Source organism: Clostridium arbusti SL206 (assembly GCF_000246895.1).
Lineage (GTDB): Bacteria > Bacillota > Clostridia > Clostridiales > Clostridiaceae > Clostridium_I > Clostridium_I arbusti.
On record NZ_BAEV01000044.1, the window covers coordinates 19,765 to 28,999 of the forward strand.

Below are 9,235 nucleotides of genomic sequence, written 5' to 3' on the forward strand. Positions count from 1 at the left end.
ATTATTCCGCCTCCAATGCTGTGGTAACTTCATTTATACTATGATTACAACTTCCATGCTCTTTTCTATATTTTAATTTAGATTCATAAGTAGCATAGAAATTTTGACGTCTTATAACTTCTTCATAGTCTACAAGATGTCCATCAAATTCCGGTCCATCTTGACATGCAAATTTTACACTTCCGCCAATAGTAAGCCTGCATCCACCACACATTCCCGTTCCGTCTAGCATAAGCGTAGTTAAACTAACTATGGTCTTTACATTATACTCTTTAGTTACTACAGAAACGTCTCTCATCATTTCTGTTGCTCCTATAGCAATAACTATATCATACTTCTTTTCACCCTCTAGAATGCTTTTAATGGCCTTTGCAGCATCACCTTTAATGCCTTTACTACCATCAACTGTAGAAACAACTACTTTACCTGCAATGTCTTCTATTTTCTTTTTAAATACTATTTCACTATAGGTATCAAAGTTAATTAAAACATCGCTTGATATATCATTACTACTTAACCACGAAACTTCAGGATATATTCTAGCAGCAGCTAAGCCATCTGTTACAAATAGTATATTTTTTGCCTTAAGTTCTTCTATATTTTCCTTAATTAGAAAAGACGCCTGTCCCATAGGACCTACGAAATCAATTATATTGTCTCCAATATTCATATTAGCTAACTGCTCTACTGAGCTACTATTTACTCTAAATACAATAGTTACATATCCTTCTCTTGCATTGTAATCACAAACAGAAAATGGTATTCTTTCACCTTTTTCATCTATCCTAAGTATTATAAACTGACCCGGTTTTATGGATTTTGCAACCCTTGGAGCCATTATCTTCATAGTGTAAACGTTATTTATATCTTTATTTTTATCTAATATTTTAAACATTGTACCCTCCAATTATATTATTTAACATAACTCACTCACCTCTTGCTAGTGAGTACTATTTTTTGCTGAACTCAAAGTCATCTACAAATTTTGAAAAAAGTATTGCGAATTTCTTCAAATGATTATTCAAAATTACTTGATTTAACTTGTATTATACCAAATTTAAATTATATTTCAATTTCAATTTCAATTTTAATTATATATTTTAACAAGTATATTTTAAACAATATTTAACATCAAGTCAAACTTATCTATAATCATTTACAGTAGCCAATGAATCTTAATACGTGGCGTTTATACTCACATTAACTTTATATAAATTATACATATCCGTGCTACTATTATTTTTATCTAATTTTTAGATATATAACAAAAAAGATACCACTCCAATGAGTAGTATCTTTTTCTGTCTATAATTACTATCTTGAGTAATCGAAGAAACCTTTACCAGATTTTCTTCCAAGCCATCCTGCTCTTACATATTTTCTAAGTAATGAACTAGCTCTATATTTTGAATCTCCAGTTTCTTTATAAAGAACGTCCATTATTGCTAAGCATACATCAAGACCAATTAAATCTCCTAATGCTAAAGGTCCCATTGGGTGATTAGCTCCAAGTTTCATAGCAGTATCGATATCTTCAGCAGAAGCTATTCCTTCTGAAAGAATACCAACAGCTTCATTTATCATTGGAATTAATATTCTATTTACAACAAATCCAGGAGCTTCTGCAACTTCTACAGGCTCTTTTCCAATTGAAACACTTAATTCTTTTATTACATCAAATGTTTCCTGTGAAGTAGCCATCCCTTTTATTAACTCAACAAGCTTCATAATTGGAGCTGGATTGAAGAAATGCATACCTATAACCTTATCAGGTCTTTTAGTTGCAGTTGCCACTTCAGTTATTGAAAGTGATGATGTATTTGAAGCTAAAATAGTTTCAGGTTTACAAATATTATCTAAATCTGCAAAAATCTTTTTCTTTATTTCCATGTTTTCAACTGCTGCTTCAACTACAAGATCGCAATCAGCTGCCTCATTTAGGTCAACTGTTCCGGTTACTCTTGTAAGTATTTCAGTTTTTGCTTCTTCAGTAAGCTTTCCTTTTGTTACTGATCTTGAAAGATTCTTATCTATTCCCTTTAATCCTCTTTCAACAAATTCGTCTTTTATATCTCTAAGAACAACTTCAAAGCCTTTTGCTGCAAAAGCTTGAGCAATTCCAGCTCCCATTGTTCCAGCACCAAGTACACATACTTTTTTCATACTACATAGCCTCCTAATATAATTTTCATCTTAATTTAAGACAAAATAATTCTTCACAAATATACTATTTAGCACTAGCTTTTATTTGTGTTATTAATTCTGGCACAACTTTATTTAAATCTCCAACTATTGCAAGATCTGCTGCCTGCATTATTGGTGCATTTTCATCCTTATTTATAGCTATTATATAATCACTATCCTGCATTCCAGCAAGATGTTGAATAGCACCTGAAATACCACAAGCTATGTAAAGCTGAGGTCTTACAGTTTTACCAGTTTGACCAACTTGAAGTGATTTATCAATCCATTCTTTTTCTATAGCTGCTCTTGAAGCTGCAACTGTACCACCAAGAACGTCTGCTAATTCTTGAAGTTTAGCAACATTTTCTTTGCTTCCAACACCTCTACCACCAGCTACTATAATGCTAGCTTCTGCTATATCTTCTACGTCCTTAGCTAATTTTACAACTTCTTGCACTTTTGTTCTTATATCATCTGATGTTAAATTAACTTTAACTTTTTCAATCTTTGAAGTATTCTCTTTAGATGCATCTTTATCTAATTTAGAAAATACACCTGGTCTTATAGTAGCCATTTGAGGTCTGTGATCAGCACATACTATTGTAGCCATCAAATTTCCACCAAAAGCTGGTCTTGTAGCTAATAGATTTCTGTTTTCTGGATCTATATCAAGTGCTGTACAATCAGCTGTTAATCCAGTTGTAAGTCTAGCTGCTATTCTAGGACCTAAGTCTCTTCCTATGAATGTAGCACCTATGAATATTACCTCAGGTTTTCTTTCATTTGATAATTCACAAATAACCTTTGCATATGCATCAGTTGAAAAATGTGATAAAAGCTTATCATCAGCTACTATTACTCTATCAGCACCATAAGCTAATAATTCTTTGGCAATATCATCAGTATTATACCCAAGTAAAACTGCAACTAATTCTGTATTTAATTTATCTGCCATTTCTCGGCCTTTTCCTAAAAGTTCTAATGAAACTTTTTGAAGTTCGCCATCTCTTTGTTCAGCAAAGACCCATACTCCGCCTTTGTAATCTTGTATATTCATTGAAAATCCCTCCTACATCATTTTAAATATAGTGTTTTTCCTTTAATTTTGAAACTACATAAGTAACTGCTTCTTTAACTGGTTGATTAACTATTTCTCCTTGTCCCTTTGCTTCTTTAGTTGCTGATTTCTTAACCTTAGTGGGAGATCCTTTAAGTCCAAGAAGGGATTTATCTACATCTATGTCATCAGCACTCCATATTGTTATTTCTTTATCAAATGTTCCAAATATATTTTTAATATCCATGTATCTTGGTTCATTTAATTCTTTTATAGCTGTAAGCAATACTGGTGTATTAACTTTAACTATTTCATAGCCATCTTCCCAAGCTTTTCTTACTGTTAATTCATTATCTCCAGTTACATCTACTTTCTCTACATAAGTAATCTGTGGAATGTGAAGATGCTCAGCTATTTCTGGTCCAACCTGTGCAGTATCACCATCTATTGCCTGTCTTCCAGCAAACACTACATCGTAGTCAAGTTTTCTAAGTGCTCCTGCAAGTGCATTTGATGTTGCCAATGTATCTGCTCCTGCAAAAGCTCTATCAGATATAAGTATTGCTTCATCTGCTCCCATAGCTATTGCTTCTCTTAAAGCTGTTTGTGCCTGTGGAGGTCCCATACTTAGTACAGTAACCTTAGCACCTGTATTTTCTTTTATTACTAATGCTTCTTCTAAAGCATTTTTATCATCTGGATTTATTATTGATGGAACTCCTTCTCTTATAAGTGTTCCTGTTTTAGGATCTATTCTAACTTCAGTTGTATCTGGAACTTGTTTTAAACAAACAACTATATTCATTGCTTATAACCCTCCTTATTATCTGAAAATATTTCCTGAAATAACTAATTGTTGAACTTGTGAAGTTCCTTCATATATTTCAGTTATCTTAGCATCTCTCATCATTCTTTCCACTGGATAATCTTTAGTATATCCATATCCACCAAATAATTGAACTGCCTTAGTTGTTACGTCCATTGCAACATTTGCAGCAACTAGTTTTGCTCTAGCAGCATCAACGCTGTATGGAAGTCCTTGATCTTTTGCCCAAGCAGCTTTATAAACTAAATGTCTAGCTGACTCTATAGCAACATCCATATCTGCCATCATCCAAGCAAGTCCTTGGAATTTGCTTAATGATCTTCCAAATTGTTTTCTTTCTTTCATATATTCTTTTGCTTCATCAAAAGCGCCTTCTGCAATACCTAAAGCTTGTGCAGCTATACCAATTCTTCCTCCGTCAAGAGTTTTCATTGCTACGCCAAAACCTTTTCCTTCTTTACCAATCATGTTTTCTTTTGGTACTATCATATCTTCAAATATAAGTTCAGTAGTAGATGATGCTCTTATTCCAAGCTTATCTTCGAGCTTACCAATTGAAAAACCTTCAAATCCTTTTTCAATTATAAATGCTGTTATTCCCTTAGTTCCCTTACTTCTATCAGTCATTGCAAATATAACAAATATGTCTGCTACTCCACCATTTGTTATGAATATTTTTGAACCATTAATTATATAATTATCACCATCGAGTACCGCTACAGTTTGTTGACCTGCAGCATCTGTTCCAGCATTTGGCTCAGTTAAACCAAAAGCACCTATTTTTTCACCCTTTGCAAGGGGTATTAAATATTTTTCTTTTTGAGCTGGTGTTCCAAATTGGTTAATTAATGAACCACAAAGTGAAGTATGTGCTGAAAGTATAACTCCTGTAGTACCACATACTTTAGATAATTCTTCTACAGCTAATATATAAGATAATGTGTCTCCACCAGCACCGCCATATTCTTTAGCGAAAGGTATACCCATCATACCATATTTAGCCATTTTCTTTACATTTTCCATAGGGAATCTTTCTGTTTCATCTATTTCTGCTGCTATTGGCTTAACATCAGTTTCAGCAAATTCTTTAACCATCTGTTTTACTAGTTCTTGTTCTTTAGTCAATGAAAAATTCATGTAAGTTACCTCCTCATTATTTGTTCTTAAAATTACCTACTAGATATTTTTTATCATTCAAGAATGTATTCATACCTTCTTTTTGATCTTCTGTAGAGAAACAAGCTCCAAATACTTCTGATTCAATAGCTACTGCTGTATCAATATCTGTTTGGATTCCTCTATTTATAGCTGATTTTGCTAATTTAACAGCTATTGGTGCATTATTAGCTATTGTAGCTGCTAATTTCTTTGCTTCTTCCAATAAACCTTCTGGTTCTAGAAGTCTATTTACAAGACCTAGTCTGTACGCTTCTTCAGCATTTATTACTTTACCTGTATATATAAGTTCTTTTGCAGCTCCTGTACCTATTAATCTAGCTAATCTTTGAGTTCCGCCAAAACCTGGGGTTATTCCAAGAGATACTTCTGGTTGGCCAAATTTTGCTTTAGTTGATGCAATTCTTATATCACAAGACATTGCAATTTCGCAACCTCCACCTAATGTAAACCCATTTAATGCTGCTATAACTGGTTTTTCTAAATTTTCAAGTTTTCTGAATACTTTATTACCTAGTATTCCAAATTTTCTTCCTTCTACTACATTCATATCTTTCATTTCAGATATATCTGCTCCAGCTACGAAAGATTTTCCTGCTCCTGTTAATACTACCGCTAAAATTTCATTATCTTCTTCAATCTTATCAATTACGTAATCAAGCTCTTCTAATGTTTCACTGTTTAAAGCGTTAAGAGCTTTTGGTCTGTTAATTGTAACTACGGCAATTTTTTCTTCTTTTTCAAAGATAATATTTTTTAATTCCATGCCCAATCCTCCCACGTCTTTAATTAATTGTTAATATTATAACAATTGACGTTAAAAACACACTAATTTATCACTTCAATTTTTATTATATACTGAAATTAAATAGTTTTCAATAACAATTTTAAATTATAAATATCATAGCATTAAATTCTAATAATCTTTTACTATTTGCTAAGATTCAACTGCCCCCATTTGCTCATTGTATACAATTACATGAGTACACAGTAATTATGCATAAAAAAATATATTATATTTGTTAAAAGTATTGCTTTTTTTACAAATATAATATATTTTATTAATATAGTGTAATTTAATATTGTTATACACCTTTATAATTAGATACTTTTTTAACATGTTGTTATCTTATATTTAACTATATTAATGCCACAAAATAATATTGCTTATTTTTAAGTTTTAACAATATCTAGCGTGCTTAAATGAATAATTTATATCATATTAATTTATTCATTAGACAAGTTAGAGTAAGTAAACTTTCACTTAGATGTACGTTTTCTACCATAACGTCTTTAGGTGCCATTAAGTCCACTGGCGCAAAATTCCAAATACCTTTAACTCCATTTTTCACCAAAATATCACATACACTTTGTGCATTTTGTGGAGGTACAGAAATAGTAGCTATGTCTATATGATTCTTTTGCAAAAAAGGTTCTAAACAATCAATATCCTGTATTTCCACATCTCTTATCTTGAGCCCTAATAATTTGGGATTTCTATCAAATATTGCATTCATTTTGAATCCCATTTTTTGAAAATTTATATAATTGGCTATAGCCTGACCAATATTACCCGCTCCTACTATTATAGTTTCATATTCTTTCGTAATTCCAAGTATATTACATATTTGATAATGTAAATCCTTCACATTGTACCCATAGCCTTGTTGGCCAAAGTCACCAAAACAATTTAAATCTTGCCTTATTTGTGAAGCAGTAAAACCTATTTTCTCGCTTAATTCTTTAGATGAAATTCTATCCACTTCATTATTAACTAGTTCATTTAAATATCTATGGTACTTAGGCAATCTCTTTATTACTGCCATAGATATATTATTTTTTTTCTTTTCCACCGGCTGCACCCCTCATATCTCAAATATACACTTATTATATTTTACCACATATCGATAAATTTACACTATTTTTTGATAAAAAATAAACATAGTTCTATAAAATTTAAATTATACTACAAATTTTCACATTAAAATAGTAAAATATATAATAATACTTAATATATAGGATTGGTGATTAATTATGATAGTTTTAAGTGCAAAAAATATAAATAAAAGCTATGGTATAGATGTAGTACTGAAAGATATAACCTTTAATGTGAACGAAAGTGAAAAGATTGGTCTTATAGGTGCTAATGGTGCTGGTAAATCTACTTTGTTCAAAATTTTAACAAATCAACTTGAACAAGATAACGGTGAATTATTTATGGAAAAAAACAAGAGATTAGGTTATCTTTCTCAGCATTTATCTTTAGATGAATCCATTACAATATATGATGAACTCTTATCTGTATTTAAAGAATTACTAAACATTGAAAGAAAATTATCTGAATTAGAAGTTAAAATGAATGAACCTTATAATTCAGATAATGAAGAATACCACAATAAAATAATAAAAGACTATACTACTCTAACGGAGCTATACGATACCAAAGGTGGTTATACATACAAAGCTGAAATACATAGGGTCTTAAATGGTCTTGGATTTTCAGAAAATGATTTTAATAAACCTATAAACATTTTAAGTGGTGGTCAAAAAACTAGAACTGCTCTCTGTAAACTTCTACTTACAAAACCAGATATTCTTCTTTTAGATGAACCTACAAATCATCTTGATTTAGATGCTATAGAATGGCTAGAACAATATCTTATTTCCTATAAAGGTACTGTTGTTTTAATATCTCATGATAGATATTTTCTAGATGCCATTACAGAAAAAACTTTAGAAATGGTAAACGGTCATGTTAATGTATATGCTGGTAATTACACCGAGGCTTTAGAACTTAAAAAGAAAAATTATGAAGTTCAGTTAAAAGCCTATAAATTGCAGCAATCAGAACTAAAAAGACAAGAAGACATAATTGAAAGGTATCGATCGTTTAACAGAGAAAAAAGTATAAGAGCTGCTGAAAGCAGACAAAAATCCTTAGATAAGATAGACCGTATAAAGGCTCCAGATAAAGATGGTAAAGCTTCAAGAATAGAATTTGAAACCTTGATCAAAAGTGGTAATGATGTATTGCACATTGAAGATTTATCAAAAAGCTTTGGCGAAAAAAAACTTTTTGAATCTCTAAATTTTGACATGAAGCGTGGGGAAAAAACAGCCCTTATAGGTGAAAATGGTCGTGGTAAAACTACCTTATTTAAAATATTACTGGATAATATCAAAAGTGATACAGGCATAAAAGTTTTAGGTAAAAATGTATTTATAGGATATTACGATCAAGAACAGTCAAATTTAAATGATGAGAAAACAATTATTGATGAAATATGGGATGATTTTCCTGACATGACTACTACAGAACTCAGGAATGCTTTGGCCGCTTTTTTATTTGTTGGTGATGATGTTTTTAAGAAAATATCTAATCTAAGTGGTGGTGAAAAATGTAGGATTAACCTTTTGAAATTAATGTTATCCAAAAGTAATTTTCTTCTTCTAGATGAACCTACAAATCACCTCGATATAGTATCCCGTGAAGCTCTAGAAGATGCTCTATTAGGCTATGACGGAACTATACTTGTCATCTCTCATGATAGATATTTTTTAAATAAAGTTGTTTCTAAAATATATGAGTTGCAAATAGATGGAGTAAAAGAATACTTAGGGAATTATACTTATTATGTTGATAAAAAGAAAAACCCTAATAGATTTCAAGATGAAGAAGAAAAAACCTTAGGAAAAACAAAAACTCAAATTAATCTTGAAAAGAAAAAGAAAAGAGAACAAGAAAAATCAGCTAGATCAGAAAAGCAAAAAATCAAATCTGTGGAAGATTCTATTCTTGATACTGAAACTTCAATAGATGAACTTCAAAATAGTCTCTGCCTGGAGGAGGTATACTCCGATCCTGAAAGAAGTAAGGATGTTAATAATAATATTACTGAACTTGAAAATAAGCTTGAAAAACTCTATGAACAATGGGATGAATTAACTAATGAGTAAAGTTTATTCTTAATTTAAACTTATATAATAAAAAA

General features: G+C 31.0%; 8 protein-coding genes. 1 reads left to right on the forward strand and 7 read right to left on the reverse strand.

Annotated features, from left to right (window positions below):
- Position 1 precedes the first annotated feature (1 nt).
- The 7 genes from RH99_RS09575 to RH99_RS09605 all read right to left on the reverse strand — a co-directional run bounded on the left by RH99_RS09575 (position 2) and on the right by RH99_RS09605 (position 7,096).
- Positions 2–895, reverse strand: coding sequence for a sulfide/dihydroorotate dehydrogenase-like FAD/NAD-binding protein (locus RH99_RS09575; protein WP_010237077.1), 894 nt, complete (start codon positions 893–895; stop codon positions 2–4).
- Positions 896–1,314: 419 nt separating this feature from the next.
- Positions 1,315–2,163: a 3-hydroxybutyryl-CoA dehydrogenase gene (locus RH99_RS09580; RefSeq protein WP_010237079.1), complete on the reverse strand. Its 849-nt coding sequence runs from the start codon at positions 2,161–2,163 to the stop codon at positions 1,315–1,317.
- Positions 2,164–2,227: 64 nt separating this feature from the next.
- Positions 2,228–3,241 carry an electron transfer flavoprotein subunit alpha/FixB family protein gene (locus tag RH99_RS09585; RefSeq protein WP_010237081.1) on the reverse strand — a complete coding sequence of 338 codons (1,014 nt, stop codon included), beginning with the start codon at positions 3,239–3,241 and terminating at the stop codon, positions 2,228–2,230.
- A 22-nt stretch (positions 3,242–3,263) separates the two neighbouring features.
- Positions 3,264–4,046, reverse strand: coding sequence for an electron transfer flavoprotein subunit beta/FixA family protein (locus RH99_RS09590; RefSeq protein ID WP_010237085.1), 783 nt, complete (start codon positions 4,044–4,046; stop codon positions 3,264–3,266).
- A gap of 18 nt (positions 4,047–4,064) precedes the next feature.
- Positions 4,065–5,204, reverse strand: coding sequence for an acyl-CoA dehydrogenase (locus RH99_RS09595; RefSeq protein ID WP_010237088.1), 1,140 nt, complete (start codon positions 5,202–5,204; stop codon positions 4,065–4,067).
- A gap of 16 nt (positions 5,205–5,220) precedes the next feature.
- Positions 5,221–6,009, reverse strand: coding sequence for a short-chain-enoyl-CoA hydratase (locus RH99_RS09600; RefSeq protein WP_010237090.1), 789 nt, complete (start codon positions 6,007–6,009; stop codon positions 5,221–5,223).
- A gap of 451 nt (positions 6,010–6,460) precedes the next feature.
- Positions 6,461–7,096, reverse strand: coding sequence for a redox-sensing transcriptional repressor Rex (locus tag RH99_RS09605; protein ID WP_010237092.1), 636 nt, complete (start codon positions 7,094–7,096; stop codon positions 6,461–6,463).
- Positions 7,097–7,277: 181 nt separating this feature from the next.
- Here RH99_RS09605 and RH99_RS09610 point away from each other — a divergent pair, with 181 nt between their 5' ends.
- Positions 7,278–9,200: an ABC-F family ATP-binding cassette domain-containing protein gene (locus tag RH99_RS09610; protein ID WP_010237094.1), complete on the forward strand. Its 1,923-nt coding sequence runs from the start codon at positions 7,278–7,280 to the stop codon at positions 9,198–9,200.
- Positions 9,201–9,235: the final 35 nt, after the last annotated feature.